Annotated in this window: 27 protein-coding genes; 9 read left to right on the top strand and 18 right to left on the bottom strand. The window is 38.3% G+C overall.

Going from position 1 to position 26,097, the window contains the following annotated elements:
• Positions 1-103 precede the first annotated feature (103 nt).
• The 7 genes from H4J76_RS05120 to H4J76_RS05150 all read right to left on the bottom strand — a co-directional run bounded on the left by H4J76_RS05120 (position 104) and on the right by H4J76_RS05150 (position 8,967).
• Positions 104-2,122 carry a methyl-accepting chemotaxis protein gene (locus H4J76_RS05120; protein ID WP_182230210.1) on the bottom strand — a complete coding sequence of 673 codons (2,019 nt, stop codon included), beginning with the start codon at positions 2,120-2,122 and terminating at the stop codon, positions 104-106.
• Between the two features lie 224 nt (positions 2,123-2,346).
• A complete protein-coding gene (locus H4J76_RS05125) occupies positions 2,347-3,168 on the bottom strand; it encodes a symmetrical bis(5'-nucleosyl)-tetraphosphatase (RefSeq protein ID WP_182213743.1) in 822 nt (273 codons plus the stop codon).
• A 16-nt stretch (positions 3,169-3,184) separates the two neighbouring features.
• Positions 3,185-3,598 (bottom strand): Co2+/Mg2+ efflux protein ApaG, encoded by a 414-nt coding sequence (apaG, locus tag H4J76_RS05130; RefSeq protein WP_259364818.1) that lies wholly within the window; start codon positions 3,596-3,598, stop codon positions 3,185-3,187.
• Positions 3,595-4,407 (bottom strand): 16S rRNA (adenine(1518)-N(6)/adenine(1519)-N(6))-dimethyltransferase RsmA, encoded by an 813-nt coding sequence (gene rsmA, locus H4J76_RS05135; protein WP_070375746.1) that lies wholly within the window; start codon positions 4,405-4,407, stop codon positions 3,595-3,597. The genes apaG and rsmA overlap by 4 nt, the downstream gene beginning before the upstream one ends.
• On the bottom strand, positions 4,404-5,387 hold the full coding sequence (gene pdxA / locus H4J76_RS05140) for a 4-hydroxythreonine-4-phosphate dehydrogenase PdxA (protein WP_220465259.1): 984 nt from the start codon (positions 5,385-5,387) through the stop codon (positions 4,404-4,406). Before pdxA ends, rsmA begins: the two co-directional genes overlap by 4 nt.
• A complete protein-coding gene (surA, locus tag H4J76_RS05145) occupies positions 5,387-6,688 on the bottom strand; it encodes a peptidylprolyl isomerase SurA (RefSeq protein ID WP_182213745.1) in 1,302 nt (433 codons plus the stop codon). The genes pdxA and surA overlap by 1 nt, the downstream gene beginning before the upstream one ends.
• A 20-nt stretch (positions 6,689-6,708) precedes the next feature.
• The gene (locus tag H4J76_RS05150; protein WP_182221739.1) at positions 6,709-8,967 is read right to left on the bottom strand and encodes an LPS-assembly protein LptD; all 2,259 of its coding nucleotides are present in this window, start codon (positions 8,965-8,967) and stop codon (positions 6,709-6,711) included.
• A 192-nt stretch (positions 8,968-9,159) separates the two neighbouring features.
• Between H4J76_RS05150 and H4J76_RS05155 the strand changes: the two genes are divergently transcribed.
• The 3 genes from H4J76_RS05155 to djlA are packed head-to-tail and all read left to right on the top strand — an operon-like array spanning position 9,160 to position 11,691.
• Entirely contained in the window at positions 9,160-10,176 is a 1,017-nt protein-coding gene (locus tag H4J76_RS05155) for an aminoglycoside phosphotransferase family protein (protein ID WP_182221738.1), read from the top strand.
• Positions 10,173-10,862, top strand: a complete 690-nt coding sequence (murU, locus tag H4J76_RS05160) for an N-acetylmuramate alpha-1-phosphate uridylyltransferase MurU (RefSeq protein WP_182221737.1) — start codon at positions 10,173-10,175, stop codon at positions 10,860-10,862. Before H4J76_RS05155 ends, murU begins: the two co-directional genes overlap by 4 nt.
• A gap of 37 nt (positions 10,863-10,899) precedes the next feature.
• The gene (gene djlA / locus H4J76_RS05165; protein ID WP_070375740.1) at positions 10,900-11,691 is read left to right on the top strand and encodes a co-chaperone DjlA; all 792 of its coding nucleotides are present in this window, start codon (positions 10,900-10,902) and stop codon (positions 11,689-11,691) included.
• A 100-nt stretch (positions 11,692-11,791) separates the two neighbouring features.
• Here djlA and folA read toward each other — a convergent pair whose 3' ends face one another.
• The 4 genes from folA to rplU all read right to left on the bottom strand — a co-directional run bounded on the left by folA (position 11,792) and on the right by rplU (position 14,532).
• Complete coding sequence (folA, locus tag H4J76_RS05170; protein ID WP_182221736.1) at positions 11,792-12,283, bottom strand: type 3 dihydrofolate reductase; 492 nt, start codon at positions 12,281-12,283, stop codon at positions 11,792-11,794.
• A gap of 182 nt (positions 12,284-12,465) precedes the next feature.
• On the bottom strand, positions 12,466-13,623 hold the full coding sequence (cgtA, locus tag H4J76_RS05175) for an Obg family GTPase CgtA (protein WP_070375739.1): 1,158 nt from the start codon (positions 13,621-13,623) through the stop codon (positions 12,466-12,468).
• A gap of 326 nt (positions 13,624-13,949) precedes the next feature.
• Complete coding sequence (gene rpmA, locus H4J76_RS05180; protein WP_070375738.1) at positions 13,950-14,204, bottom strand: 50S ribosomal protein L27; 255 nt, start codon at positions 14,202-14,204, stop codon at positions 13,950-13,952.
• A gap of 16 nt (positions 14,205-14,220) precedes the next feature.
• Positions 14,221-14,532: a 50S ribosomal protein L21 gene (rplU, locus tag H4J76_RS05185; protein ID WP_070375737.1), complete on the bottom strand. Its 312-nt coding sequence runs from the start codon at positions 14,530-14,532 to the stop codon at positions 14,221-14,223.
• Between the two features lie 227 nt (positions 14,533-14,759).
• Here rplU and ispB point away from each other — a divergent pair, with 227 nt between their 5' ends.
• A complete protein-coding gene (gene ispB / locus H4J76_RS05190) occupies positions 14,760-15,731 on the top strand; it encodes an octaprenyl diphosphate synthase (RefSeq protein ID WP_182221735.1) in 972 nt (323 codons plus the stop codon).
• A gap of 2 nt (positions 15,732-15,733) precedes the next feature.
• Positions 15,734-16,306: a paraquat-inducible protein A gene (locus H4J76_RS05195; RefSeq protein ID WP_182221734.1), complete on the top strand. Its 573-nt coding sequence runs from the start codon at positions 15,734-15,736 to the stop codon at positions 16,304-16,306.
• Between the two features lie 165 nt (positions 16,307-16,471).
• Here H4J76_RS05195 and mdh read toward each other — a convergent pair whose 3' ends face one another.
• Positions 16,472-17,407, bottom strand: coding sequence for a malate dehydrogenase (gene mdh / locus H4J76_RS05200; protein ID WP_182213758.1), 936 nt, complete (start codon positions 17,405-17,407; stop codon positions 16,472-16,474).
• A gap of 225 nt (positions 17,408-17,632) precedes the next feature.
• Here mdh and argR point away from each other — a divergent pair, with 225 nt between their 5' ends.
• Positions 17,633-18,106 (top strand): transcriptional regulator ArgR, encoded by a 474-nt coding sequence (argR, locus tag H4J76_RS05205; RefSeq protein ID WP_070375733.1) that lies wholly within the window; start codon positions 17,633-17,635, stop codon positions 18,104-18,106.
• Between the two features lie 51 nt (positions 18,107-18,157).
• Here argR and H4J76_RS05210 read toward each other — a convergent pair whose 3' ends face one another.
• From H4J76_RS05210 to H4J76_RS05230, 5 genes are all read right to left on the bottom strand, one after another.
• Positions 18,158-19,081: a Dyp-type peroxidase gene (locus tag H4J76_RS05210; protein ID WP_182213759.1), complete on the bottom strand. Its 924-nt coding sequence runs from the start codon at positions 19,079-19,081 to the stop codon at positions 18,158-18,160.
• Between the two features lie 262 nt (positions 19,082-19,343).
• Positions 19,344-20,603, bottom strand: a complete 1,260-nt coding sequence (locus H4J76_RS05215) for an ammonium transporter (RefSeq protein ID WP_182213761.1) — start codon at positions 20,601-20,603, stop codon at positions 19,344-19,346.
• A 10-nt stretch (positions 20,604-20,613) separates the two neighbouring features.
• Positions 20,614-20,952, bottom strand: coding sequence for a P-II family nitrogen regulator (locus H4J76_RS05220; protein WP_070375731.1), 339 nt, complete (start codon positions 20,950-20,952; stop codon positions 20,614-20,616).
• A gap of 431 nt (positions 20,953-21,383) precedes the next feature.
• Positions 21,384-22,229 carry an HDOD domain-containing protein gene (locus H4J76_RS05225; RefSeq protein WP_070375729.1) on the bottom strand — a complete coding sequence of 282 codons (846 nt, stop codon included), beginning with the start codon at positions 22,227-22,229 and terminating at the stop codon, positions 21,384-21,386.
• Between the two features lie 192 nt (positions 22,230-22,421).
• Positions 22,422-23,258 carry a DUF2797 domain-containing protein gene (locus tag H4J76_RS05230; protein ID WP_070375728.1) on the bottom strand — a complete coding sequence of 279 codons (837 nt, stop codon included), beginning with the start codon at positions 23,256-23,258 and terminating at the stop codon, positions 22,422-22,424.
• A 146-nt stretch (positions 23,259-23,404) separates the two neighbouring features.
• Between H4J76_RS05230 and H4J76_RS05235 the strand changes: the two genes are divergently transcribed.
• The gene (locus tag H4J76_RS05235; protein WP_182213763.1) at positions 23,405-23,698 is read left to right on the top strand and encodes a GIY-YIG nuclease family protein; all 294 of its coding nucleotides are present in this window, start codon (positions 23,405-23,407) and stop codon (positions 23,696-23,698) included.
• Between the two features lie 111 nt (positions 23,699-23,809).
• Positions 23,810-24,517 (top strand): DUF3581 family protein, encoded by a 708-nt coding sequence (locus tag H4J76_RS05240; protein ID WP_182230211.1) that lies wholly within the window; start codon positions 23,810-23,812, stop codon positions 24,515-24,517.
• Between the two features lie 22 nt (positions 24,518-24,539).
• Here the strand turns inward: H4J76_RS05240 and H4J76_RS05245 are convergent, their stop codons facing one another.
• On the bottom strand, positions 24,540-25,067 hold the full coding sequence (locus H4J76_RS05245; protein ID WP_182230212.1) for a hypothetical protein: 528 nt from the start codon (positions 25,065-25,067) through the stop codon (positions 24,540-24,542).
• A 135-nt stretch (positions 25,068-25,202) separates the two neighbouring features.
• Between H4J76_RS05245 and H4J76_RS05250 the strand changes: the two genes are divergently transcribed.
• Complete coding sequence (locus H4J76_RS05250) at positions 25,203-26,081, top strand: DNA ligase (protein WP_182213768.1); 879 nt, start codon at positions 25,203-25,205, stop codon at positions 26,079-26,081.
• Positions 26,082-26,097 lie beyond the last annotated feature (16 nt).

Genomic DNA, 26,097 nt, shown 5'->3' on the forward strand with positions numbered 1-26,097 from the left:
AATCAACAAAAAGCCCCCGCTGAAGTTATCCTCAGCGGGGGCTTTTTAATCGTTAATACAAGTTAATTCATTAGCTAACCATTATCAGCAGAGCGATTAGCACTTATAGCTTAAACTCTTGCACTGACTGTTGTAATTCTTCAGCTAACTTAGCGACTTCATTACTTGATTGTGCCGTTTGCTGTGCACCTGCCGTTGTTTGTTCAGCAATGGCAACAATAGATTCTAAATTAACGCTAATCTCATGAGCGACGACACTTTGTTCTTCAGCAGCCGCGGCAATTTGAGTACTTTTATCAAATGCCTCGTGAACCGAATGAGTAATAGTTTGCAGCGCTTTCTCAGCTTCTTCGCTCTGCTCTACACAATTTGCGGCTTGCTTCTTACCCGTATCCATAACGCCAACAGCTCGTTGAGCACCGGTTTGCAGTACCTCAATCATGTTTTGTATTTCTTGTGTAGACACTTGCGTTCTACTAGCTAGCGTTCTTACTTCATCAGCAACTACGGCAAAACCACGACCTTGCTCTCCGGCACGAGCGGCTTCAATAGCTGCGTTTAATGCCAGTAAGTTAGTTTGCTCAGCTATGCCGCGAATGACATCAAGAATACCACCGATAGAAGCACTGTCTTGCTGTAGTTTATTGATAACTTGTGCTGCTTCTTCAACTTCGTCAGCAAGTAAGCCGATAGTTTGGCGATTACGTTCAGAAATAATTTTTATACGCTTGGCTTCGTCATCAGCTTGCTTTATTTCACCTAGTGTATCATTAGCACTAGATAGTACACTTTGAGAAGTACTGCTCATTTGCGTAGTCGCAGAAGCGGCTTGTTCAACTTGTGAACGTTGCTCTGCAATAGCAATGGTACCTTGTGCGGTTACCGCTGAAGTTTCTTCTGCGGCAGTTGCTAGTTGTGTAGAGCGACTAACAATACCTTGAATAAGCGTACGCAAACTATCAATTAATAAATTACAGTTACGTGATAATTCAGCAAATTCATCTTTACCCGTTTCATCTAACTTATGAGATAAATCACCAGAAGCAACGATGTTAAGCATTTTATTAACCAAAGACAGTGGTCGGGTAATACTAAGCAGTGTAAACCAAGCAATACCAATTGCGGCAACAATTGAAAAAATCATAATACCTATAGTTTGTGAGTTACCATCGGCCACTTTTTCTTGAACAAGTTTACCCGCCGTCATCGCAGTTTGATTCGCTAAATCGACTTGTTTTTCTAAAATGGCATTGGCTTTTTTGATGTCACGTTCTGCAGCATCTAAGTTTTCTGTTGCGACTTTAAGGGCAATCAGTTGTTTATCTTTGTGAGAAAAAATATCATTGTTAGAGTTAATTAATTCAGTTAATTCACTCAAAGCAACAGACAAATCATCAGCTACATCTTCGGCGCCTTGATTAGATAGCTCGGATATAATATCGGTAAATGATTTATTTACATCAACAAAGCTATTGGATATTTGGTTACCGACTAAATCTGTTGACGACCTGTCGATTAAACCTCGATATTCAAGTGCTGAGCTTACTAGCCCATTAAGTAAGGTTTCAATACTTTCACCTAAACTAACAGCTCGCTGAAGCTTAGTGTCAGCTAAGTCGTGGTCGGCAAGGTCTAGTAACATCGTAGCTGCATCATCAGCTTTTTCTTCAAGGTTAGCTATTTTTTCTCTTAAAATAAGCGCTTGATTAATACTGGCTTGCCTATTACTAAAAACCAATCCTATTTCTTTTTCGAGTTCTGCATAAACTGAATCGACTTGACCTAGATTAGTTAATAAAGAATTTTCATTTCGCACCACTTGCTTTAATTTCTTCAGCTCAGTAGTAAAGTCATCTTTATCTTGATTATATGCCGTAAGATTATTATTAAGTGGCGTTAATTCGGTTTGATAATATGCACGTAAAGTAAGGTTACCTATTTGGGTTAAGGTGTTAGCAAGCTTGTTACTCCCTTTTAATGTCGGGATCGCCAACTCACTTTGTTGTACAGTAGAGCCTTTAATTATGTTCAAATTCCATAGAGATATAGCACTAGTTATTACTAGTAAGACTGCAATAATGGCAAAACCACCCATTATTTTCATTGCTACCGTTAAATTCATAAATGTCACCGTGTAAATAGATAGTATTGAGTACGAGTGTAAACTAAATTAATTGCTACTTCCTTGAATGCAGGCCTATATTTTCAAAGCCAATAATCATAGCTTATTTGTCATTATTGTCGATTAGATTATCGGTTAATATTGTTAAAAACTTAACCGTTAATTTTATTATAACAAGCTTAAGCTATTTTTCACCTTTAGTTATTGCTTTATCATAAGTTTTTTTATTTTTGTTTTGCACTGTGGCAAGGCTCAGTAAACAACTGCTTGTCAGACCATCGTAATAACGTTAGATGTCCGCCCCAGACGCACCCTGTATCTAATGCATAAATATTGTCAACAGGACAGTGCCCCATTAATGAAGCCCAATGACCAAATATCCAACTATAATTTGTTTGTTTTTGTGTAAACTCAAACCAAGGTTTTATATGGGCAGGTGCTTGCTCAACTGCAAGCTTACATGAAAACTCTAAGCCATAATCGAGTTGGCAATAACGCATTCTGGTCAGTGAGTTAACGGTCACTCGAAATTTTTCATCAGCAGATTTTGCCAAAGACCATAGATTAGGTTCTTCACCATACATTATGGCTAACCAATCATTTCTTAGCGCTGATGCTAGCTTGATATTAACATCGTTTGCTTGTTCCATAGCTTCTGCAGGTGTCCAAAAGGGTGGCAAACCTGCATGACTCATATAAACATTTTCATTGGGTAACTTTTGGATAAGCGGTTGACTAGCAAGCCAACCCATTAACTCATCAACGTCTGCAGCAGCTAATAATTCATCGAAACAATCGCTAGCTTTTGCTTTTTTCAAGCCACCATAAATAGCTAATAAGTGCAGGTCATGATTACCTAAAACCACTCGAGCACTATTACCCAGTGCTTTTATATATCTCAGCGTTTTTAAGGAGTCTGGACCTCTAGCAACCAGATCACCCGCTAGCCAAAGCTGGTCAGTTTCAGGCGAAAAGGCAACTTGGTCTAGTAAGGCGCGTAGTTCGTGGTAACAGCCTTGAATATCTCCGACAAAATAGATAGCCATAAACGAAGCGTCGCAGTTAGTTAAGAATGTGTGGCTGAGCTAAACCAAAAACAGGTATCTCAACTTGTTGCAAGTCATTATCATCACTTAGCATTTGGTAATGGCCCTGCATAGTACCGACTGGGGTTTTTAAGATACAACCGCTGGTATAAGTGTACGTGTTGTCTGGCGCTATGATAGGCTGCTTACCGATAACACCTTCACCGGCAACGGTAGAGGTCTTATTGTCGCCATCGGTAATCAACCAATAACGAGACAATAATTTAACCGGTTTATTACTATTATTGGCAATACTAATCGTATAACTAAATACATAGTTCTTTTCGTTTTCAATCAATTGTGAGGCAATATACTCAGTTTTAACACTGACCGAAATATCATATCCCATAGAAATCGATTCGACTGTAGTTAATGTTGAATCGTCCTTCATAACTCAACCGGGTTATCAGTTAAGAAATTTGCCAGTTTGATATAATCTGTGATCGGTAAGTTCTCTGCACGAAGTCTTGCATCGATACCTAAAGCCGCTAATTGTTCAACCGTAAACAATTTTTTAAAACTATTGCGTATCGTTTTTCTACGTTGGTTAAATGCCGCCAAACAAACTTGGTTAAGCGATTTAATATCTTTTACTGGATTTTTAATCTCACCATGAGGAATTAATCTCACGATAGCAGAATCAACCTTAGGCGCTGGCTTAAAAGCTTCTGGGCCTATTTGCATAACAGGGATAACCTGACACTGATATTGCGTCATGATTGAAAGCCGACCGTAGGCTTTACAATTTTCACTAGCAGCCATGCGTTGAACAACTTCTTTTTGCAGCATAAAGTGCATATCTTTCACGCTATCTTTAAACGTTAAAAGATGAAAAATAAGTGGCGTAGAAATGTTGTAAGGTAAGTTGCCAAAAATTCTTAAAGGTCGTTCTGCGGTCGCTATTTCACTAAAATCAAATTTAAGGGCATCCGCTTCGTAAATAGTAATTTTATCAGCAATAAAAGGATGATGACGTAAACGATGGGCAAGATCTCTGTCAAGTTCGACAACAGAAATAGCACCGGCTCGGTCAATAACCGGTTCGGTTAATGCGCCTAATCCAGGACCAATCTCGATAAGATTTTCTCCCGGCTCAGGGTCGATAGCATCAACAATTTTACTGATCACACCTTCGTCATGTAAAAAGTTTTGTCCAAAGCGTTTTTTGGCCTGGTGGCCTAGATGAGTTTTATTATTCATGATTGATTATTTGCTAATTTAATGGCTGTGGTGATTGCTTCAATAAAGCTTCCTGGGTCAGCTAAGTTGGTACCCGCTAATTCAAGTGCGGTACCGTGATCTACCGAGGTTCGAACAAAAGGTAAGCCTAAGGTAATATTAACCGAAGCGCCAAAGCCTTTATATTTCAAGACTGGCAAGCCTTGATCATGATACATAGTTAAAATGGCATCAGCATCACTTAAGTACTTCTCCTGGAAGATAGTATCAGCAGGTAATGGCCCAATAAGCTTGATGCCTTCATCTCTGAGTACATTTAAGGCTGGGATCATCACATCGATTTCTTCTCGACCTAGATGCCCATCTTCTCCCGCATGAGGGTTTATGCCACATACGTAGATTTTAGGCTCTTTAATACCAAATTTATTAATAAGATCGGTATTTAAAATACGAGTGACTTTTTGTAAACGTTCTGCGGTGATCGCTTTAGAAACATAAGCTAAAGGAATATGCGTTGTCACTAATGCAACTCTTAAGCCTTCTGTCGCCAACATCATCACGACATCGGCACAGTTAGCTTGGCTAGCAAAATATTCTGTATGACCACTGAAAGCGATACCCGCTTTATTAATTAACCCTTTATGCACGGGGCCAGTGACAATAGCATCGATTTCACCAGAGATATTTTTTTCACTGGCAATTCTTAATGTTTCAATGACATAACTACCATTTTCAGCATTAAGCTCACCAGGAATACAAGCCTCAGCCATATCGACAGACAATATCGTTAGTGTCCCGGCTTTTTGAGGTTTAGCGGCTTTCGAAACATCATAATCAATAAATGTGAGTGGTAAACCTAAAACTTCAGCGCGCTCTTGCATTAACTTTTTACAAGCAATTACCACAAGCTCAACGGGCCAATCTTGCTGAGCAATGAAAATGGTTAAGTCTGGGCCAATTCCTGCAGGTTCGCCTGGCGTGATAGCTATACGCTTTGTCATTATTTTGTATCTCGACTAAAAATCTCTACATAGGCTTCATCACGAAGCTCTTTAATCCAACGCGCACTTTCTAAACCAAACTTTCTATTGAATAAAATGCGACGAGCTTTACTTTCATTCATTTGTTCTGTCGCATCAAGTGTTCTTCGACCCGTTAATTGCGCTAAATGCCAACCAAATGAAGTTCTAAAAGGCTTATGCATTTCATCAACTTTTAATCGCGCTAAGGCCGCCTTAAAAGTAGGATCGTAAACATCAGGGTCTGACCAACCTAGATCACCACCTCGCACTGAAGTAGGTCCGTCTGAATACTCTTTAGCTAAGTCGCCAAAATCAGCTTCACCTGCGTTAACTCTGTCCATAAGGCCTAGCAGAATACTTTCAGCTTTGGCTTCACTCAAGATAACAGAAGGTTCAATCAATATGTGCCGTGCTTTCACTTCTTCTACTTCAACGATTTGCAAACCACGAATATCTATAATTTTTACAATACTAAAACCTAAACCGGTACGGATAGGTCCTAAAATTGATTCTTTTTTCTCACCATCAACAATTGATGAGAATAATGTCGGTAATTCATTGATATTTTTCCAACCTAAATCACCACCTTCTAAGGCATTTGACCCGCCTGAAGAAGCAATAGCAATTTTTGCAAAGTCACTGCCGTTATTAAGCAATTCAATTACTTTTTCAGCGCGAACTTTAGCGGCATTCATATCATCTTGTGTTGGATTCGCTGGGAACTCAATCAGTATGTGTCCCAGACGATATTCAACATCAGTATTAATTTTTTCTTCCATAGAAGAAATCAAATTAGCCACGTCTTGTGGTGAAACATAAATACGGCGACTAACACTATTGCGGCGTACCTCGCCAGAAATAAGTTCAGTTCTGACTAGTTCACGATACTTATCGTAATCTGTGCCATCTTTAACAAGATTCTGACGAAACTGGTCTAACGTTAATTTTTCTTCTTTCGCCATATTCGTTAGCGTTTCATCAAGTTGTGCATCACTCACTTGCACACCCATACGTTCGCCTAATTGAGTGATCAACGCATCGTTGATCAACTTTTCAGTGACCTGCGTTCTTAACGCTTTATCTGATGGTAAACTTTGATCATTTTTTAGTGCTTGTTTTTTTATGGTTGCGATTAGGTCTTTTATTTCAGATTCCAAAACAACACCACCATTTACAATGGCTGATACTCGATCAAGTTCAACTTGTTGTGCTTGTACTGGAAAAAAAGATGTTACCGTCAAAGCGCTTGTTAAAAGTAAAAATTTCAATGATTTTTTCATGTATCGTCTATTTCTTATATTTAATTATTGAGAAAGTAAGGGCGTTTGTAGCCAAATATACTTGAGTTGAACATATCTGTAATGTCTTTTGTTCTCATGCTAAATCTTAGCATAAAACCATTGTTGAATTCATCGCGATTTTTATTATTACTCGATGGTTCATCAAAGTTTGCTGTAATATAACGATGATAAGCAAAACTCAGTGACCAACAGCAACTTTGGTACTGTAAACCCGCATAAGTTTCTATGCTTCGATTTTGCTGTAAATCTTGAGTTACTCGGCTAATAACTTGCCAATTTTTATTTATGCTGACATTCCCCGCTAAAGATAGTTGCTCTAATGTTATACCTGAGACATCACGAGTGTATCGATGGTTCAATTGTATTGTTTGATTTTCACCAAAAAGATAATCAATACTGGTTTGACTCTTGTTGGTAACATCATCTTCTGTATTATATTGAATGTCGCTACTGAACTGCCAACTACTATTTATACGAGCGTAGACTTCTGCCGCTAATGCCGAAGCATCGGCTACAATTCCTTGGTTTTCTTCAAAGGTAAAATTACTGTCATTAAGATAAACAATTCGTCCTAAGCTGACCCTAAGTTGTTCTTGATTGGCACTGTCGAGTAAACGACTCGTTATTCCCCAAGAATATTGATTAGCTTGAGCTATCCTATCTAAACCACTAAAACGTTTATCACGAAATAGACCGTTATAGTCATCTTGTAGTGTGGTTGTATCATATAGCCCTATATTACTTTGATCTTTTTCAGGAATATAAAGATATTGCAGTTGCGGCTCTAAGGTTTGTGTAAAACTATTTCCCCAAAAATGACTTTGCCTATCAAAATTAACCCCACCATGAAAACGGACTTTAGGTAATGTTCTGCTTACACTTTCTTCAAGCTCACTTTCCAAAGGAATATTGTCTTGTTGGTAATGGGTTTGTAGTATTTTAAATTCTGAATTCAAAAACCAAGCTGGCGTAACCAAAGGGAAGGTTAAACCCGCTTCAACATGATAGCGCTGTGCGGTTACTTGAGTTTTATCGGCATTGTCAAAATTGGTGACTTCAGAATAGACATCGAATAACCCGTCTAAAACATCAATTTTTTGATGGCTGGCAAGTTCGAGTTGAGCAAGCGCTTTATAGTTTGTTTTATTATCGCCGAGTACTTCAAAGTCTTGTAATTTTACCTTGGCTTGCCAACTATCCGCAAAATAAGCTAATTCACCTGTTTGATATAAGTAAGCATCATTATCATTGTAGTGCTTACTACCAATATCAACTAAATAGTTATCATCACTAATTGTTGTGTAGTCAACGAAAGCGCGAAAGCGCTCTGAAAAGGTGCCAACATGTTGCATACGCACTAAATATCGTGCATCGGTGCTATTTTCTTGTTCATTGTCTTGATCTAGATATTCGAGATCAAATTGTCCTTGTTGTTCATCATGCAAATAACGAAATTCTGTCATTAATTGACTGCCACGCTTCAACATGTATTTTGGGGTAATCGTCGCATCAATATTAGGGGCAATATTCCAGTAATAAGGAATTGACGTGGTAAAACCTGATTTACCTGAATTACCAATTTCAGGATATAAAAAACCCGATTGTCTATCATCACCAATAGGAATCGTAAAATAAGGTAGGTACAAGACCGGCACATTAAAAACTGAAAACCTTGCATTATAAGCTTCTAAATAACGTTCATCTTTAGAAATATTAATTTCGCTGGCATTCATTTGCCAATCAGGTGAAGCGCCATAACAAGTAGTAAAAGAAGAGTCAATTAATGACAAGGTACCTTCTCTAGACACAGAAATAATACCAGCACCACCGTGTCCTGCTATTCCCGCGAGTTGATACTGAGTATTTTTCAAGGTAGTCGCGCCGAGCGATTCACTTATGTTCAATTGGTCGGCAAAAATATCAATGCCTTTATTTTGAAAGTGAATATCGCCCGTGGCCTTAACCGATGAACTTTCTCTATTAAGCTCAATCTCATTAGCAAGAATTGTCTGCTGACTGTTAATCAACATTACATTGCCGGTAAATTTAGCGACTTTATTTTTATTAATACCCGATTTATCAGCTAAAATAGTGATCGCTTTACTCTTTTCAGTAGATTGAGTAGCGGTTAACTGTGGGTAAGTCGGTATAGGGCATTGAGCCATACCATCGAGAATATCGGTAACTTGTTGAGCAACACTATATTTAGCCATTGATAAACAAGTAATTATTAAAATTAAATAGCGCGGAAATGACATTAAAAGTCCGATAGATGAATGATTAAAGCAACAAAGATGAAAGCGAGCCACATTTTATACTCAAACACTTAGATAATATAGCAATTTTCTTTAGGGTGCTAATTCGGTATATTGGTAATACGGGTTGGCATTACTCATTTATGCCCTCACCTAAGATAACTATTAGTACCATTTACTTGAGGAATAGAAAACTTGCCAAGCTCTCGAATTCAAGCGTTACACCTATGGTTGGATAAACAATTTTCAGGCGAACATATTCAATTGACCCCCTTAACTGGCGATGCTGGCTTTCGCTGCTATTATCGTTTTTCGATAAAGGGTCGTTCATTTATCGCCGTTGATGCCCCTAAAGATAAATCTAATAACGCGGCTTTTGTTTTTATGCAAAAGAGTCTTAAGGATAATAATGTCTTAGTGCCTGAAATTATTGCGGCTGATTTATCACTAGGTTTTCTTTGCTTAGCTGATTTTGGTGAAACGCTATTAGCTGATATTTTATCGACTGAAAATATCATTATCACCTATCAAAAAGCTATCGATATTTTACCAAAAATTCAGTCTGCATTGCCCAAGAATACTCAAGAATTACCGCATTATGATCAAGCATTTGTTGAGCTTGAACTGAATATTTTCTCACAATGGTTATTAACTGAGCACCTATCAATTATATTAACTACTGAAGAGCAACAGCAGTTAATAGATTGCTTTTCAATATTAACAGAAAATATGCTGAGCCAACCGCAAGTCTTAGTGCACCGAGATTACCATAGTAGAAATATTATGATCCTCGAGGATAATAATTTCGGCATTATTGACTTTCAAGACGCGGTCATTGGTCCTATCACTTACGATATCGTCTCGTTACTCCGTGACTGCTACCTGAAATGGCCGAACGAGTCTGTTTCATTGTTACTAAACCGCTATATAGATATAATGACAGAGCACTATTCATTAAACGATATCACTCGCCAGCAATGGCAGCGCTGGTTTGATTTAACTGGCTTACAACGCCACATTAAAGCGAGTGGTATCTTTGCCCGTTTACATCATCGCGATAATAAAAGCGGCTACTTAAAAGATATTCCGCTAACACTTAGCTACCTTGTTGAGATCAGTGAAAAATACCCTGAATTAGCCTCTTTACATCAGCTTTTATTAGTAAAAGTACTGCCTGCGATGCAAAATCTTAAAGCGGGTACATTAACATGAAAGCGATGATTTTAGCCGCTGGTCGTGGTGAACGTATGCGCCCCTTAACGGATCATTGCCCAAAACCTTTACTCAGAGTAGCTGGGATCCCGCTAATCGAATACCATATTAATAAACTCGCCCAGTGTGGCATCACAGATATTGTTATTAACTATGCCTGGTTAGGAGAGATGATCGTTGACTATTTAGGTGATGGTAAAAAATTCGGGGTTAATATAAGCTACAGTCCAGAAAATAGTGGTGCACTTGAAACGGCTGGCGGTATTATTCAAGCGCTACCTTTATTAAGCAATAATAACGATAATGAAGCCTTTATGCTGATAAATGGCGATATATTTACTGATGTTAACTTTGCTAACTTACCGACATTAGCCAAAGACCGGTTAGCGCATATCTGCTTAGTTAACAATCCTGATCATAATATAAAAGGTGATTTTATTTTTGATAACAATCAACTCACCAATATTGTAAATCAGTCAGAATCAACACAGAAAAATACTTACACCTTTAGTGGTATTAGTTTATTTCGCGCTGATTTTTTTAAAGATAAAAATGCCATGCCAGCATTAAAGCTTGGTCCGATGCTCAAAAGTGCGGTTAGCGACGGTACGGTTTCAGCAAGCATACTCGATTGTGCATGGACCGATGTTGGTACGCCAGAACGTTTAGCGTATCTAAATAGATAAGTTAATCAATTAATAACACAAACAGGTAATATTGATAATGAGAATATGGGGAAAACTTTTAGGCTTTATATTTGGTTTTATGCTGAGTAAAAACCTACTAGGTGCATTAATAGGCATGTTTATTGGTCATAACTTTGATAAAGGCAGAGGCCTTAATTTCAATAATCTTTCAGGCTCGAAAAGCTCAGAAAGTGAACGCCAGAGCGCATTCTTTTACACTTCTTTTTCAGTGATGGGCTACATGGCAAAAGCGAATGGCTTAGTGTCAAAGCATGAAATTGAATTCGCCAATGCTTATATGGACAAATTATCGTTGCAGGGAGAGTCAAGACAACAAGCGCAAGATGCCTTTAGAGAAGGTAAAATGGCGGGTTTTCCACTGAACGATAACCTTGCAAAATTTAAACAAGTTTGCGGAAATCGTCATGATTTATTATTACTCTTTTTAGAGATTCAAATTCAAGTCGCTTTTGCTGATGGTCACCTAGACAGTGATGAACGCCAAGCCTTACACACCATAGCGCAGCAATTAGGCTTTTCAAGTAAAGAGCTTGATAGACTCTTAGAAATGATTATCGCTGGTGCACAATTTCATCAAGGTCAATCAGGTAAAAGCTCTCAATCTCAATTAGAGAATGCCTACAAAGTGTTAGGTGTTGCAGCAGACACACCTGAAAAGGATATTAAGAAAGCTTATCGAAAGTTAATGTCGCAACATCATCCTGATAAGTTGGTTGCTAAAGGTTTACCACCAGAAATGATGGAAATTGCCAAACAAAAAGCACAAGATATTCAAGGGGCATACGAGTTAATCACTAAAAACAAATAACCGCTAATGCCTGTTATTACCAGCAGATATTAGTGCCTAGCTTGCTAGCCGCTCAATGAAAAACGCATACTAGCGTATGCGTTTTTTTTCTTTAAGGTGTTTATTTTCGTTGATAAACACAAAAATCCACATCAAAACTATTTTTGTCATCGGCACTGAGTTTAACGCTACTGGTTAGTTGCCAATCTTCCACCGTATTATATTCAGGAAACTGAGTATCGCCATCGATATCGGCTTTGATATGAGTAATGTAAAGACGGTTAGCGAGGGGTAAACAATGGCTGTAAATAGCACCACCACCAATGACCATCACTTCGTCTACTTCACCCGCTAGCAGTAAAGCTTGCTCGACTGACGTAGCACTGTCTACACCATCAGCGCGGTAGTTTTGGTCACGTGAAATAACAATATTTTGTCTACCTGGTAAAGGACGACCAATAGATTCATAGGTCTTTCGCCCCATAATAATCGGCTTACCTAACGTCGTTTTTTTAAAATAGGCTAAATCAGCCGGTAAGTGCCACGGCATATTATTATCTTTGCCAATAATACGGTTATCAGCATGGGCGACAATCATCGAAAGTAGGGTCATTAACATGGTCTCTCTAAAGGGAATAATTCACTATGTGCTTAATGAAATAACTCATTATTGTTTCACGGGCTTATTTAACATCACTCATCAGGGGATAATAGCGATTTACCCCCTAAAAAAAAAGCTCAAGTAAATTATACTTGGGCTTTTTTATAACAACTAACTAAATGAACAGTGAATAATTACTTACGATATTCAACTTCTACATCGTATTCATCTTCATCCCAGTCTTCGTCACCTAATTCGTCTTCAACGCCGGATACCGCTTCTTCGTGGTAAGTATCCCACTTGAACTCAACCGTTTTATCTTCTGGTGTTTCTTCGATTTCTGGAGGAAGCCCTTCGATAAAAGTCATCACGCCTTGCGTTAGGTCAGCGGTACCAAATTTATTGATAGCAGAGACACTTCGTACTTCGCCAGTCCAATTTAAGCCAGCAACAATACTATCTGTTAGCGCTTTCGCTTCATCTTCTAACATTAAATCAAGCTTGTTAAACACTAACCAGCGCGGTTTAGCAAAAAGTTTTGCTGAATGACGCTCTAATTCACTGATAATAGTTTTAGCGTTTTCAAGCGGATCAGAGCCATCGGCAGGCATTACATCAACAAGATGTAATAAAATTCGACAACGCTCTAGATGCTTAAGAAACTGTGTACCTAAGCCTGCGCCTTCTGCTGCGCCTTCAATCAAACCAGGAATATCAGCAATAACAAAACTACGTTGCGTATCTAGGCGAACTACACCTAAGTTAGGCGCCAACGTAGTAAATGGATAATCTGCTACTTTAGGTCGAGCCGCTGAAACACTGCGTATCAAAGTAGACTTACCTGCATTAGGTAAACCTAACAAACCTACATCGGCGAGTAACAATAGCTCAAGCTTGAGACTACGTATTTCGCCCGGTGTGCCATCGGTTTTTTGACGAGGAGCGCGGTTAGTACTACTTTTAAAACGCGTATTGCCTAAACCATGCCAGCCGCCTTTAGCCACTAACATTTTTTGTTCATTGCGGGTTAAGTCACCTAATTGTTCACCGGTGTCTACATCCATAGCACGTGTACCAACAGGTACTTTCAAAATTAAATCTTCTGAACCTTTACCCGTACAATCACGACTTTGACCATTTTGACCGCGCTTAGCACGATGAAAACGCTCGAAGCGGTAATCAATTAAGGTATTCAGGCTTTCGTCAGCCATTAAATAAACGTCACCGCCGTCACCGCCGTCACCACCATTAGGTCCGCCGTATTCAATGTACTTTTCTTTTCGAAAACTTACACAACCGTTGCCGCCGTCTCCGGCCTCAACTCTAATTTCAACTTCATCAACGAATTTCATGGTGCTTTGAAACACTCCAAGATTAAACTATTGCCTTATTATAAGTTATTTTTTGCACTTACGAAAACAAAGTTATTTTTTATACAAAATGAATACCCTTTAAACTAATTAAAGTTACATCATTAAAAGTAAATAAATTTTCAACAACGAGGCGCTTGGTTAAGCAATAGCTGACTATTGGGATTGAAGCAACGAAGTTATTGACTATTTAGGTCATTTAAAAATGAGCCATTAATTAGTGCAATAAGTATTAGATACTCAAGTAATTAAGTATCAAAAAAAAACCCTGCTTAAAGCAGGGTCTTTATTAAGTTTGAGTAACGTTACTAAGCAACAATACTTACAAACTTACGGTTTTTAGGACCTTTAACATCAAATTGTACTTTACCATCAGTTAAAGCAAATAATGTGTGGTCTTTACCAATACCCATGTTTGTTCCAGCGTGGAATTTAGTACCACGTTGACGAACAATAATGTTTCCAGCTAATACAGCTTCGCCACCAAAACGCTTAACACCAAGGCGTTTAGCTTCTGAATCGCGACCATTTCGTGTACTACCTGCAGCTTTCTTATGTGCCATCTTAAATCGCTCCTAATTAGCCGTTAATGCCAGTAATTTTCACTTCAGTGAACCATTGACGATGGCCCGCTTCTTTACGTGAATGCTTACGACGTTTAAATTTAACAATTTTAACTTTATCAGCACGGCCTTGATTTACAATCTCAGCTACTACTTTACCGCCAGCAATGTAAGGCGCGCCTACATTAACTGCTTCGCCGTCAGCGATCATTAAAACGTTATCGAATTCTACTGTTGCACCAATTTCAAGCTCAAGCTTTTCAAGGCGAACTGTTTGTCCTTCAGTTACGCGGTGTTGTTTACCGCCACTTTGGAATACAGCGTACATACCTACTCCGTAAAGCGTCATTTTATTTAGACGCTAGATTTTAAAATATAGGGCGCGAATTCTACGCGAAGATTTTTATTCAGGCAAGTCTAATTCGCATCTATTTCTATTTAATTTACTTATCGATAAACTATTCCGCTACAGCCCTTTATTGCTAAATATTTTCGTGTAAACTCATGCTTCATAAAATCTCTCAAATACAACAACAAAGGTAGCTATAGCCTTCTATGGATATCAAACACATACAAGCCCTCGCTCAAAAAGATATGACAGCGGTAAATAATGTTATTTATTCGCAAATAAATTCTGATGTTGCGTTAATTAATCAGCTTGGCGTTTATATTGTCAATGCCGGTGGAAAACGCATGCGTCCCATGCTAACGGTTCTCGCCGCACGTGCTTTTGGTTATCAAGGTAATGATCATATCTCTATTGCCGCCATTATTGAGTTTATTCACACCGCGACCTTATTACATGATGATGTTGTTGATGAATCAAACATGCGTCGTGGTCGAGAAACCGCTAATGCCCTATTTGGCAATAGCGCCAGCGTACTCGTTGGTGATTTTCTTTATACTCGCTCTTTTCAGATGATGACCAAGTTAGGCAATATGAGAATAATGGATATATTGTCTGATACCACTAACATTGTTGCCGAAGGTGAAGTCTTGCAGTTAATGAACTGTAATGACCCTAGCACCACCGAAGAAAGTTATTTTCAGGTTATCTACTGCAAAACAGCGAAACTATTTGAGGCCGCAACACGTTTAGCAGCAGTTATTGCCGGGCAAGATGAAAAAATTGAAAAAGCGATGCAAGAATACGGTAAATACTTAGGCACGGCTTTTCAATTGGTTGACGATATTATGGACTACACCGCCGATGCTAAAGCGATGGGGAAAAATATTGGTGATGATTTAGCTGAAGGCAAGCCGACTTTACCATTACTTTATGCCATGAAGCACGGTAATGCGCAGCAAAAGCAGCTAATAAGCGACGCTATTGAACATTGCAATGGTATGGAGCATTTAGACGAGATACTCGCTGCAATGGAGCAAACAGGCTCTCTCGTGTACACACAAAAGCAAGCAGAGCGAGAAGCGGATAAAGCCATTGATGCGTTAAAAATATTACCCGAGTCTGAACATAAGCAAGCGCTGATATCTCTGGCCCATATTGCTGCAAATAGAAGCGTATAATCATGAAGACCCATTTCGGCTTTTATCTTAATCTTCTTGCTATTTTGTTATTTATTCCAGGGATATTATTACCGATGTTCTCTTTGAGCATGGATGTTAGCGCCACTATTGCCGGACCTGCGCTGACCTCAGAGTTAATTAACAAAGAGCTTTCCCTGTTAACTACAATTCAAGAGCTGTGGCAGAACGATCGTTTATTAGTGTCTGTGCTCATTTTTATTTTCTCTATTTGCATTCCTTTGTTGAAAACGGCTTTAGTGGCTTGGTCCTATTTTAAGAGGAAGACTCAGCTAGAAAGAAAAATTATTAGCTTTGTTGGTGCGATTGGAAAATGGTCAATGGCTGACGTTTTTGTTGTGGCAATATTTTTAGCTGTTTTGTCTACTAACCATGCAGAAACAGCAAGCCAACAAACGTTAAGTATTATGGGCTTTAAACTCAATTTAATGATCAGCAGTGAAACACTGTCGGCTGTCGGCCCTGGTTTTTATTTCTTTTGTGCTTATTGTTTACTGTCATTAGTTGGTACGCAGCTGAGTCAAAGTGGTCTAAACAAAAGCCAGCTTAACGACTAGTCCTATAATCTGTTCATCGATATTATCTGTAACAGCATTATCATTGATTATTTTTAGAAATAAAAAAACCGCTAGTCTTTACAGAGCAGCGGTTTTTTTTATTGCAAAAACATCAGCCAATAAATATAAATTTACTGAATGAAGCTAATGCTAACGTTCAACAAATTAACCTTTGATGAAGTTAATACCTTCAGTAATGTCAGCTTTCAATGTGTCTAACATATCAACTTTCGCTTTTTCTTCAAAAGCACTTAGTTTACCGTAAGATAAAATTTCGCTAACGCCATTTACGCCTAAACGTACCGGTTGTGCGAAAAATTGTGCATCTTCACCTGCGCCTTCAACGTAAGCGTAATCAACCACGTCTTCGCCTTGTAAACCTTTAACTAAAGACATACAAAAACGAGCTGCAGCAGCGCCCATAGATAAAGTAGCAGAACCACCACCGGCTTTAGCGTTAACAACTTCAGTACCTGCGTTTTGAATGCGAGGTGTTAAAGCAGCAATTTCTTCATCAGTAAAAGTAACACCTTCAACTTGTGAAAGAAGTGGTAAAATAGTGGTACCTGAGTGGCCACCAATTACTGGAACTTTAACTTCAGCAACGTTTAAGCCTTTTAATTCAGCAACGAACGCTTCACTACGAATAACATCTAGCGTAGTAATACCAAAGACACGAGCCGCGTCGTAAGTACCTGCTTTTTTGAAGACTTCAGCAACGATAGGAACCGTGCCGTTAACTGGGTTAGTAATAATACCGACTAACGCTTTAGGACAGTTAGCAACAATGCCTTCTGCTAATGTTTTAATAATGCCCGCATTAACCGCGAACAAATCAGCACGATCCATACCTGGCTTACGTGGCATGCCTGCTGGAATTAAAACGATATCAGCGCCTGTTAATGCGTCGCCTAATGCGTCAGCACCAAAACCTTCAACGGTAACAGCTGTAGGTATGTGTGATAAATCAACAGCAACACCTGGAACAACTGGTGCTACGTCATACAAAGATAGCTCAGAACCCGCTGGTAATTGAGTTTTTAATAATAATGATAACGCTTGGCCAATTCCGCCAGCAGCGCCTAAAACAGCAACTTTCATTTGATGTCTCCGGTAGTTAAAGAATATTTGAGTAAATACGTAAATTTTCGTGCCCAAAAGATATAGCATCGGCCACTAAAAAACAATTAATATTAAACTATATATGGCATTAGGATACCGTATAATACTTTTAATGAAATAATACTTAGGTCTTACTTCCTCATCATTAAGAATTTAAGATTAAAAAAAGTGTAGTAGAAAAATAACAAAGAGTACCGTTAAATTATGACAGTTTCACAAAAACAAGAAGCATTAACACAAGCTTTTAAAGATTTATTAAAGCAAGAGCAGTTTGGTTCTCAAGGCGATATAGTTGATGCGTTGAAGAAACAAGGTTTCGATAATATCAGCCAGTCAAAGGTTTCACGTATGCTCAGTAAATATGGCGCAGTTCGCACCCGCAACGCTCGCCAAGAAATGGTTTATTGTTTACCAGCTGAACTAGGCGTTCCCACAGCGAAAAGCCCTTTACGCCAACTAGTGATAGATATTGAATACAATGAAGTCATGATTATTGTTAGAACAAGCCCCGGCGCTGCCCAGTTAATCGCTCGCTTACTTGATAGCTTAAGTAAAAGCGATGGAGTACTGGGTACGATTGCCGGTGATGATACTATTTTTATTGCCCCAACCCATGTTGGACAAATAAAAGAAACCATTGCTAAATTAGAGTTACTTTTTTCAAGAAACTTAAATTAAGCTGAGTTCGAAGACAGTGAGCCATAGTAACATCGCGATTTTACCGGTTTATTAAAGTGCCAACTTAGCTAAAAAATTCAAACTTGGTGCAAAAAAAGATGCGCCAGTTTCTGCTTGGGTATATTTAAGTAGATGATCAAAATGACCATGAGCATCACTTTGAATCATGGCTTTTAACATCATCTCAAATGGCTCAGGCGAGCGGCAATAAGAAACAAAAAACAAGCCCTGTAACTTCATATCACCATACGGCATACTTTGTCGTACTATTTCGATAGCGTTACCGTCTTCGTCTTTAAGGTTTACTCGCTTAGTATGCGCGGTCGCTGGTTTATTTTCATTGGAATATTCTTCATTATCCAGTTTTGTTCGTCCAAAAATATCTTCTTGGTCTTTAACCTTTAAGTTATCCCATAAGTTCAAGTTATGGCGATAACGTTGAATATGTAAATAACTGCCTGCTGCAAACTCTTCACTCTCTTCATTCGCAATTAGCGCAACTTTGCGGCGGTGTGAACCTTGTGGGTTTTCTGTGCCATCGACAAAACCCGTTAAATCACGACCATCAAGAAACCTAAAGGCACGCACTTGCTCAGCCAGTTCAACGCTGTTGGCTAATAAAGCACAAACCTTGGTACTAACAATATGATTAACGTCTGCACGGTCGCTTCTTATTTCGATATAAAGATCATAACTATCAGCCGGAGCTGCGCGATCATCACATTCAAGCGCGGAAAAAGGCTTTAAATTTTTAGGTCTTCCTTGTGGATACAACTCATCCCAATAGTTAGCACCGATAGCAATAACACCAGCTAAGTTAGATTCTGAAAAACGATCTGCGTAATGATCGAATAAGGCAGGTAATCGAGAAAGTGCGTGACGAACATGAGCATTTTTATCATCTAAAACATTAAACATCAGATAATAACCGTGCAAACTAGGTTCTGCGCAAATACCGAATTGTTCTCTTGCCATCAAAATTCCCAAAAATGTAATGTATATTAATATTTCAATTTTACACAGTTTCTTAAAATTCACAGTAAATCATTTACGATAATAAAATAAGATAAAACCGTGTTGCTTTTTACAGCTATGCCAACGCACTTTTATTAGTATGGGCGCAAGTACTGATAATTTCTGTGCAGCTAAAAGTATTAGCCTTTATCTTGTACATAAAAAAACAGCCCTGAGGCTGTTTTATGATTTATCTTGTTAATATAGATAACACTAGTTGGTATTAAGTAAACTCAGGGTAAGCTTCCATACCACAATCTGATTTATCCATACCTTGATACTCTTCTTCTTCAGTTACACGAATACCCATAACTTTCTTAAGTACATACCAGACCACAAAACTTGCACTAAATACCCAGACAAAGATGGTTGCTGCACCGATTAATTGTCCACTAAAGCTTGAAGCAGGGTTAGTAAGAGGAACAAGCAGTAAACCAAACAAACCAACGACACCATGTACTGAGATAGCACCGACTGGATCATCTATTTTCAGTTTATCTAAACCAACCACTGACAAGACAACGATGACACCAGCGACCATACCAAACAAGGTTGCTTGCAATGCCGTGGGTGTTGAAGGCTCAGCAGTAATAGCGACTAATCCCGCTAATGCCCCGTTTAATGTCATGGTTAAATCTGCTTTTTTAAATAGTAATTTCGCAAAAATTAACGCGGCGATAGCGCCACCAGCGGCCGCTGCATTGGTATTTAAAAAGACCATAGCAACTGAATGTGAACTGTTGATATCGGCAAGCTTTAAAACTGAACCACCGTTAAAGCCAAACCAACCCATCCATAAAATAAATGTGCCTAATGTCGCCATAGGTAAGTTAGCACCTGGAATGGCATTAATACGACCATCTGCTCCATATTTACCCTTACGTGCGCCAAGTAACAAGACACCCGCTAATGCTGCTGATGCACCTGCCATGTGGACAATACCCGAGCCAGCAAAATCAGAAAAGCCTAAGTCACCTAGGGTGTACAAACCAAAGACAGCATTACCGCCCCAAGTCCAGCTACCTTCAAGTGGATAAATAACGGCAGTTAACACAACGGTAAAAATAAGGAATGCCCATAATTTCATGCGTTCAGCGACGGCACCAGAAACAATCGACATCGCTGTTGCAACAAAGACCACTTGAAAGAAGAAATCAGACGCTTTGGAGTATATAGCTCCGCCATTAAAACCATCTTCACGGCCAGAAAATTCTTTTAATACCGCATCAGCATCGATTGTTTCGATGCCAGATAAGAAGAAACCACCACCGTACATAATTTCGTAACCGCAGGCCAAATACATCATGCAAGCAATAGCATAAAGCGCGACGTTTTTAGTCAAAATTTCTGTGGTATTTTTTGCACGCACTAAACCGGCTTCTAACATAGAGAAACCCGCGGCCATCCACATAACAAGAGCACCACATATCAAGAAATAGAAAGTGTCCATTGCATACTGTAATTGAAAAATATTTTGTTCCATGATTTACCCCTTAAATAGCTTCAACATCTTGCTCACCAGTACGAATACGTACAGCTTGCTGTAAGTCATAGACAAATATTTTACCATCGCCAATTTTACCTGTGTGCGCCGACTCGGTAATTGCTTTGACTAAGCGTTCAACAACATCATCATTGACAGCAATTTCAAGTTTCACTTTCGGTAAAAAGTCCACTTGATACTCAGCACCACGATACAGTTCGGTATGACCTTTTTGTCGTCCAAAACCTTTTACTTCACTGACGGTTAGTCCTTCAACACCAATTTCAGAAATTGCTTCTCTGACATCATCCAGTTTGAAAGGTTTTATTATTGCGTTAACCATTTTCATTATGTTTAGCCTTATTTATGATTTGTACATAACAATACAAATGTTATGCCAAAGACTAAAATACTTAATATTCATAAGGTTAAGATTAACAATAAAAAAAAGGCTATTTAAAAGCACTTCGTTGGTGCATGAAATTTTATCAATGACAGTAATTGGTGCATGATTTAATTAGCATGCAAGGAAGTCCCGTTTGTTAAATAAAACTATTAGCGGTGTTAGGCAAGGAAAGGTTAATTAGCAAGGATGGCAAAGACAGTTCTGCTATCTGAGAGGTTTATTACTCGGTGACAACTCATGATTAATGAGTGTATTAGCTGCGCAGACAAGGTAAGTGCAATAAAAATTGAGATGAGGTTAGCTCAGCAAAGAAAAGCTATTGCTAAATAGATCACTGCCCTCACCCACAGTTATTATATCAAAAGATATAGCGGTTAATAAAGCATAGAGGCACTTGGGTTAAGTACAGCAAGGATACTTAAACGTTCCATATCACAGAAGTCGCTGGCATCACGCAACAGCTCTTGTTGCACTGATAACGCATCGAGTTTTTCATCACTAATGACATCGGCTTGGCAATGACTTTTGCATTGGTGGTTCAGTGTCATTATTCGTTTAGCAATATAAAGTAACTTAGTTTCGTCGGTACTATGTTGAAACTCCTCTTCATCTTGATAACGTATAGGTTCAATCAAGCTGTAAGGAAGTTGCCATTGTTTTAATAATTCAGCGGTAATGTCAGCGTAGGAAAAACCCAGTGTTTGTAGTTGTTTAGTCCAAGGCAATTCATCTGAATTAATATGCTTACATTGTTCTACTTTTTCAGGCATAAATTGATGTATGACTAATTCGCCTAAATTATGCAGCAAACCTAAAATAAATAATCGTTCCGCATTAGGTACGTTTAGTTTAGTGCCTAAAAATTTAACCGTTAATGCACAGTCAACACTACGCTCCCAAAAGTCATCTAAATATTCGGGACTGGCTTTTAGTTTTCTAAAGGCATCAGTGGTAAAATAAGCAATAACTAAGTTGTAAACTTCGGTAATACCCAAGATTAAAACCGCTTTAGAAATAGTGTCTATTTTACCAGGATAGTTAAAAAAAGAGCTATTTGAGAGCTTTAAAATAGTCGCTGACAAGGCGGGATCAAGTAAAATGACATCCGCTATATCATCAATAGTTGATGATTCGTTATCAATTAACTCTTTAATGCGGATAAAAGAATCCGACAATACAAATATTTCACTCGCCTGTTCGGCGTATTCAACAGCATTCATAACAAAAATCCTAACAAGAAATATAGGGTTGTTTTTATATAAAAATAAAACACTCAGCAAATAAATTGAAAGCTAACACCCGCTGATGGCTCAGTTTTTCAATAATATACAAGGTATTAGCAATGACCTAAATTTTACTCAAGTATAGACACTATATTAATAATAAGTGACTTATTTTCAGAAAAAGTCTAATTAGTCTTCAACGGTTAAGGCAACTTGGTAAGAGCCAAATTTTCTAATATTAATAACCCCCTTATCAAAAATAAGATATTGGCCTTTTATCCCTTGTAATAATCCTGAAACTTGGGGGGTTTTATCAAAGTTAAAAGAGCCGATCTTTTCTAAGTACTGTTCAACAGGAAAGTTCAAATTGACTACTGGTTCGTCAAGTAATTCAACGGCGTCTGCACCAAAGCGTAATTTAATATCGTCTAACTGTGCTGCAATTTCAGGTAGTAATGCTTGTGCTTTCGCTTTTAAATCAACCATTTCACCCGCACCTTTTAACATAGCTCGCCAGTTTGTTTTATCGGCAATAAACTTAGCCAGTGCTATTTCAACTAAACCCGATTGTAAGCGTGTACTTACTCTGAATAGTTTTAAAGCTTGTGTTGCACCTTGGTCAATCCAGCGGGTGGGTATTTGAGTATGGCGAGTAATGCCAACTTTAATGCCAGAGGTATTCGCTAAATAAACATAATGATTAACCATGCAATTTTTTACGCCCCATTCAGGCTCACGACAAGTCCCCTGAGCATGATGGCAAGTTTCTGGTTTCATAATACACATATCGCATTGAGCGAGCTTTTGCATACACGGATAACAAAAACCTTGCGAATAACTTTTCTTGGTTACTCTTGCACAATGACGACACGCTATTTTACCTTGGTAATCTAAAGTAATATTTTTCCCAATTAACGCATTCATATCAATGAGCTGATCGCCTATAGGTAATTGGTAATGAACGAGTCCGTTTTCATCTAACTGAGCAGTCATTTTACTCAAAGCACCTGCATCGTAATGGGTCATTTATTGTCTCGATATGTTTGATGGAGAAATTTAAAGGGCATGGTATAAAACTCTGTAAATGACAGCCAGCTTTTTATCGATTTCGGCAACAAAAATTGCGATACTATTGTTATATCAGCAAAACCTTTACAGCCAAGCCAACTTGTATGCAAAAAAAAGAACCAACCGCCAAGCCAACTTGGTTTGTTTATTATTTACGTTGTGCAGACAACAGTTTATACGCGGGTATTACTACCGACCTAATTCGCCGTTTAGGTGAGCATAATACTTGTAATAAAACAGGGGCTAAATATACGCGGGTTCGGCGGCCGGTCGAATTAGTTTACGCTGAGCCCCAAGAAAATCGTCAACTCGCTTGCAAGCGCGAATATCAACTAAAGAAGTTTACTAAGCTTAAAAAAGAGACCTTAGTGAAAAACTTTAAGCCAATAATTTTTTAGAAAAGCCCTGATAGTACTGGTCTGCTTAGTATTACTTTTATTAGATAATTTCCATTTGTCGACAAGTAACTGCTAGTATACGGCGGTTTTCACATAATAGATGTATGCAAAATGTTTCTAGAACGTTACTGTAATATTACAAACAATCAAATTAGTTTTTCTCGTCAGCAAGGTAGCGATTTCGCTAAAATAGTTGCCGATGATTTCAATCCGCTGCACGATGCCGATGCAAAACGTTTTTGCGTGCCAGGTGATTTACTTTTTTCATTAGTGCTAGAAAAGTCAGGTTTATCACAAAATATGGGCTTTACTTTTTCAGGTATGGTGACCGATGGCATTAAACTCAATTTTCCTGAAAAAATTGTCGAATCAGCAAGTATTCTTGATGATAATGCAAAAGAATATATGAAAATAGAGGCTTCAGGACAGTGTACAACTAACCGTCAATCGATCGATGCTTTGATCCGCGCCTACGTTGAGTTCTCTGGCCATACTTTTCCACATATTTTAGTGAAATTGATGTATGAAAAAAATGTCATGATCAACCCAACACGTCCAATGGTGATGTACGAGAATATGTTTATTCATTTAGATGAAGTTGATTTTGCCGACGTGCAATTGCAATTAACAACGCCTAGCTTACTCATTGACGGTAAACGGGGTAAAGCAACCTTGCCTTTTGACTTAGTCGCTGATGGCAAAGTGATTGGTCATGGTAAAAAGCACATGTTACTCAGTGGCTTAAGAGATTATGACCAAACCACTATTGATAGTCTCGTTAATCATTACAATGATAAAAAAGCGCAGTACTTAAAATAACCCCTTAATAAGATGATGCGAGTTAAAATTTTATTAACATCATTTTATCAAACGCTAGCTGTTGTGTTCTTCTGTTTTCCACACAAAAAGCAAACTTTTTAATTGTTTTAGGTCGCGAGCATTGCTTTGGCTGTTGATAGTACTCCAGCCATGCTCGCAACTTTTCTCCTTGATAGCGAGATTTTAAGACCAGCGCAGCTGAGGTTTCGAAGGGATCTATACGGTTTTCTTTAATATCACTAGCTGAACTTCTCGATAACTGCTGACCTTTAACAGATATTTTTATCGGCTTTTTTTTCTGTTTATTTTGCTTATTTACTATGGGCTTTTTTAATCGACTTTGTTGACATTGCCACCATTTTGTTCGAGCACTTTCTTCTTGTTTTTTCAAACGTTCACTTCGTTTTACACTATGACCTTGTCTTTGCTGAGACTGAATATTAGCTAACTTATCTTCATAGCGCTGACAGTGTTTTTTCCCAGCAAAGCTTTGCTGAGAAAAAATTAAAGTCATACTTATAAAAAAAAGTTTAAAATGTACTTTATACATAGCTCCTCCTTGAACTTCGCAATAAAACAACAACTAGCATTAACAGCTTAGTACATTTAATTAACATTACATTAGCAATCACAAAAAAAACTTCTATACTAAAACCTATCGAGAAATGAGCAAGGATGTTCAATTTTGAAAATATTCACCTTAAAATATTTTGCCATATTCACCAGTTTTATCCTTTGGCCACAAGGCTACACCTCAGAGTTACCAAAAATTCAGCTGGCTACGCCTTATAAAGCAGAGAGTAAAACCCCGATAAAGATCAGCGAATATTTTGTTAGTGAAAAACTTGACGGTATTCGAGGTTATTGGAACGGTAAAAACTTATTAACCCGTGGCGGTAATCTTATCCATGCGCCAAAATGGTTTACTCAAGGTTGGCCATTAACCTATCTTGATGGCGAACTATGGAGCAAGCGCGCTGAATTTGAAAAGATCAGCAGCTGTGTTAGAAAGCATGCCCCCCAACAGCAAATCACGATAAGTTGTTGGCAGAAAATACGCTTTATGGTTTTTGATTTACCCAAGCATTCAGGTACTTTTAGTGAGCGTATTAAGCAAATGAAAGCTGAGATGGCAACAACTGACAATCACTATTGGCAAATCATAAAACAAGAGAAAGTAAACTCAATTGCGATATTGAATCAACGATTAGCAGACGTGGTCGAAAAAGGCGGGGAAGGACTGATGCTACATCATCAAGCCGCCTATTATAAAATAGGGAGAAGCCAAGACCTGATAAAATTAAAACAATATGATGATAGTGAAGCGATCGTTGTTGCTTATATCGCAGGTAAAGGCAAGTACAAAAATATGATGGGATCGATAAGAGTAAAAATGAAGTCAGGCTTACTCTTTAAAATTGGTAGTGGTTTTACTGACGAACAACGTAAAAACCCACCAAAGATTGGTAGCACAATTACCTTTAAATACATTGGTAAAACAGCGCGAGGTGTGCCAAAATTTGCTAGCTTTTTACGTGTGCGTACCTTAGCGTTGAGCCAGTAAAATAGACAAAATTACG

This window comes from Colwellia sp. BRX9-1, from assembly GCF_014077195.1.
Classification (GTDB): Bacteria; Pseudomonadota; Gammaproteobacteria; order Enterobacterales; family Alteromonadaceae; genus Colwellia_A.

Bases quoted from the DNA above. Each gene is read 5' to 3' on its own strand.
- H4J76_RS05120 (WP_182230210.1), bottom strand. From the start codon at position 2,122: ATGAATTTAACGGTAGCAATGAAAATAATGGGTGGTTTTGCCATTATT.
- H4J76_RS05125 (WP_182213743.1), bottom strand. From the start codon at position 3,168: ATGGCTATCTATTTTGTCGGAGATATTCAAGGCTGTTACCACGAACTA.
- apaG (WP_259364818.1), bottom strand. From the start codon at position 3,598: ATGAAGGACGATTCAACATTAACTACAGTCGAATCGATTTCTATGGGA.
- rsmA (WP_070375746.1), bottom strand. From the start codon at position 4,407: ATGAATAATAAAACTCATCTAGGCCACCAGGCCAAAAAACGCTTTGGA.
- pdxA (WP_220465259.1), bottom strand. From the start codon at position 5,387: ATGACAAAGCGTATAGCTATCACGCCAGGCGAACCTGCAGGAATTGGC.
- surA (WP_182213745.1), bottom strand. From the start codon at position 6,688: ATGAAAAAATCATTGAAATTTTTACTTTTAACAAGCGCTTTGACGGTA.
- H4J76_RS05150 (WP_182221739.1), bottom strand. From the start codon at position 8,967: ATGTCATTTCCGCGCTATTTAATTTTAATAATTACTTGTTTATCAATG.
- murU (WP_182221737.1), top strand. From the start codon at position 10,173: ATGAAAGCGATGATTTTAGCCGCTGGTCGTGGTGAACGTATGCGCCCC.
- djlA (WP_070375740.1), top strand. From the start codon at position 10,900: ATGAGAATATGGGGAAAACTTTTAGGCTTTATATTTGGTTTTATGCTG.
- folA (WP_182221736.1), bottom strand. From the start codon at position 12,283: ATGACCCTACTTTCGATGATTGTCGCCCATGCTGATAACCGTATTATT.
- cgtA (WP_070375739.1), bottom strand. From the start codon at position 13,623: ATGAAATTCGTTGATGAAGTTGAAATTAGAGTTGAGGCCGGAGACGGC.
- rpmA (WP_070375738.1), bottom strand. From the start codon at position 14,204: ATGGCACATAAGAAAGCTGCAGGTAGTACACGAAATGGTCGCGATTCA.
- rplU (WP_070375737.1), bottom strand. From the start codon at position 14,532: ATGTACGCTGTATTCCAAAGTGGCGGTAAACAACACCGCGTAACTGAA.
- ispB (WP_182221735.1), top strand. From the start codon at position 14,760: ATGGATATCAAACACATACAAGCCCTCGCTCAAAAAGATATGACAGCG.
- H4J76_RS05195 (WP_182221734.1), top strand. From the start codon at position 15,734: ATGAAGACCCATTTCGGCTTTTATCTTAATCTTCTTGCTATTTTGTTA.
- mdh (WP_182213758.1), bottom strand. From the start codon at position 17,407: ATGAAAGTTGCTGTTTTAGGCGCTGCTGGCGGAATTGGCCAAGCGTTA.
- argR (WP_070375733.1), top strand. From the start codon at position 17,633: ATGACAGTTTCACAAAAACAAGAAGCATTAACACAAGCTTTTAAAGAT.
- H4J76_RS05210 (WP_182213759.1), bottom strand. From the start codon at position 19,081: ATGGCAAGAGAACAATTCGGTATTTGCGCAGAACCTAGTTTGCACGGT.
- H4J76_RS05215 (WP_182213761.1), bottom strand. From the start codon at position 20,603: ATGGAACAAAATATTTTTCAATTACAGTATGCAATGGACACTTTCTAT.
- H4J76_RS05220 (WP_070375731.1), bottom strand. From the start codon at position 20,952: ATGAAAATGGTTAACGCAATAATAAAACCTTTCAAACTGGATGATGTC.
- H4J76_RS05225 (WP_070375729.1), bottom strand. From the start codon at position 22,229: ATGAATGCTGTTGAATACGCCGAACAGGCGAGTGAAATATTTGTATTG.
- H4J76_RS05230 (WP_070375728.1), bottom strand. From the start codon at position 23,258: ATGACCCATTACGATGCAGGTGCTTTGAGTAAAATGACTGCTCAGTTA.
- H4J76_RS05235 (WP_182213763.1), top strand. From the start codon at position 23,405: ATGCAAAAAAAAGAACCAACCGCCAAGCCAACTTGGTTTGTTTATTAT.
- H4J76_RS05240 (WP_182230211.1), top strand. From the start codon at position 23,810: ATGTTTCTAGAACGTTACTGTAATATTACAAACAATCAAATTAGTTTT.
- H4J76_RS05245 (WP_182230212.1), bottom strand. From the start codon at position 25,067: ATGTATAAAGTACATTTTAAACTTTTTTTTATAAGTATGACTTTAATT.